Origin of the sequence: Endozoicomonas sp. SESOKO2 (assembly GCF_024606245.1) — a bacterium.
Taxonomy (GTDB): Bacteria; Pseudomonadota; Gammaproteobacteria; order Pseudomonadales; family Endozoicomonadaceae; genus Endozoicomonas_A.
In genome coordinates, this window is sequence record NZ_JAHHPQ010000699.1 from 1 (window position 1) to 2,556 (window position 2,556).

Genomic DNA, 2,556 nt, shown 5'->3' on the forward strand with positions numbered 1-2,556 from the left:
AATCACGGATTTGTTGCTCATCTTTTGTCTTAATGGTGGTCCTTAATTGATATTTCTGTGGAGAAGGAAACCGGCGAATCCAGGCTCTTTCCAGAGCTTTATCTTCTTTAATAAAATCGCGAAGATATCTGCATACCTTGGCTAAACGGGTAATCTCTCGAAAACCCAAATAGCGAATAAGCACAGATTCTAGTTCAACGGGCAAATCGAGTAATAAACATTGATTGTTGTTATAGACACTCACTTCTCTACCTGCATTGATACCCGTTGGCGCTTGCTCTATTTGAAGCGACTCAGGTGTTGACGGGAGTAGCCCGTCAACGCTGGTATGGTTGTCCATAACATTCATGCCTTATTTCTCCATAGCTAGTAGTTATCCTCTCTAAGAAAGGACATTCAAAATGAATTCGATAGGTTGGATTCGGTTTTTTGATGAAAGTTCACACGATTGAGGTCAGTGAAAGCAGGAAAAAAACAGAGCCCTGATCCGGAAAAATTCTTCAAGCTCATGGATCACAATAGGATGCACCAAACCTGAGACGGAGGGTAGATTACACCCCTTCGATCAACATCGTCCTTCCGTAGTTCAGTGATTCTCGCACTGAAATCATTACTGATGGTCACTACATATCGGTCATCGGGACTGAAGTGGGCTGAGTTGATGGGTTCCTCGTGTTGGATGGTGGCTTTTCCCAGCCATGACCCATCGGCCCGTTGACCACAAATTTTCGCCGTGCCATCCAAACTGGCGGTTACCACATGACAACCATCGGCACTGAAGGTGGCTGTGAAGACTCTGTGCCCATGGGTAATGCAGGCTTCTTCCAGCCATGACCCGTCGGTCTGGAGACCACTGATTTTTGCCGTCTTATCATAACTGGCGGTCACCACATGCTGACAATCGGCACTGAAGGTAGCTGAGGTGACCTCTCCGTTGTGGGAAATGCAGGCTTTTTCTTGCCATGATGAAGCACCCTTCAGGCTATAGATTTTCACCTTGCCATCCCAGCTGGCGGTCACCACATGGCAGCTATCAGCACTGAAGGTGGCTGCGGTGAGAGAATCATCATGATCAATCGTGGCTGCTTTTCTCCATGATCCATCGGCCTGCTGGTCATAGATACTTGCCGCGCGAGGTGAATTGAAGGTTAACAGGTGGCAGCTGTCGGCGCTGAAATGGACGATTTTGCTCTGGTTTCGAATGGTGGCTTTTTCCATCCATGATCCATTGACTCTCTTGTCATAGATTTTAACAGTGAGACGTTCATCCCGGATCGCCAGAAGACTCTCATCGACACTGAGCTTGGCATTAGCGACCGGACAGGTATGGTAAATAGTGTCCTCTAATTCCCATGATCCATTGTCCCCCTCAGCAAAGATTTTCACCGTGTGATCTGGATTGGCAGTCACCAGACGGCTGCCGTCAATACTGAAGGTAACTGAATTGACTTTGGGAACATGGGGAACGGTGGCTTTTACTCCCCATGTTCCATTGTCTGACTGACTATAGATATTGAATGTCTTATCATAAAAGGTGGCTAACACATAACAGCCATCAGAGCTAAAGCTGGCCGACCTGACTGAACGACTATGGATAATAGTGTCTTTTTCTGCCCAGTTTCCACCACTCTCCTGTTCATAGATTTTCAACGCCCTATCTAAACTGGCGGTCACTACACGACGGCTGTCGGCACTGAAGCTGGCTGTGTTGACACCGAAATTATGGGTGATTTCGGCTTTTTTTGTCAGCTTGAATGTTTTACATTGAGACATCAGTTTACTGTTGGTGAACAGGAGCTGAGGATGAAAAAAAGTACTTTGTTGTTGTTTTAAAAGTGACTCGATAGTGTCCTTATTTGCAAACGGCTTCAACCAATCACAGAGTTGTTGTGTATCTTTAGTCGTAATCATCGCCTGTAGTTGATATTGGTGTGGTGAAGGAAACCGGCGATACCATGCTCTTTCCATCGCTTTATCATTTTTAACAAAATCGCGAAGATACCTGCATACCTTTGCTAAACGGGTAATCTCGCGAAAACCCAAATAGCGAATAATTATTGATTTTGTTTCGTCGGGCAAACAGAGGAATGGAGATTGATTTTGGTGATATACAATAACGTCCCTGCCTGCACAGACACCCGTTGCTGCTTCCTCCATTCGAGGTTGCTTCGTTGGCAGGGGTGAACCGTCATCGCTGGAATGGTTGTTCAGAGGGTTCATGCCTGGCTCCTCCAGAGCTTCAAAGTCAGTGTTTATCCTCGCTCAGAGAGGACATTCAAAATTGATTCGAGTGATTAGACTGGGTTTTATGATGAAAGTTCATAAAATTGAGGTCAGCTTCCCAGGCAACAAAAGAGCCCCGATCCATACGCTCATTCAACCATCAACTCCTCTTGCGTAGTTCAGTGATTCTCACCTTGTTATCTTGACTGACGGTCACCACATTTCGGCTATCGGCGCTGAAGCTGGCTGCGGTGAATCCTGTCTTTTGTTGAATGGCGGCTTTTTGCAGCCATGAGCCATTGGCCTCCAGGCCATAAATGTTTACGACACCAT

At 46.2% G+C, this 2,556-nt stretch carries 2 protein-coding genes; both read right to left on the bottom strand.

The window, feature by feature from the left end:
• The coding region (locus KDK17_RS16895; protein ID WP_257288614.1) for an F-box protein at window positions 1-349 on the bottom strand (349 nt) is incomplete at its 3' end.
• 164 nt (window positions 350-513) lie between these two features.
• The gene (locus tag KDK17_RS16900) at window positions 514-2,220 is read right to left on the bottom strand and encodes an F-box/WD40 repeat-containing protein (RefSeq protein WP_257288615.1); all 1,707 of its coding nucleotides are present in this window, start codon (window positions 2,218-2,220) and stop codon (window positions 514-516) included.
• Window positions 2,221-2,556 lie beyond the last annotated feature (336 nt).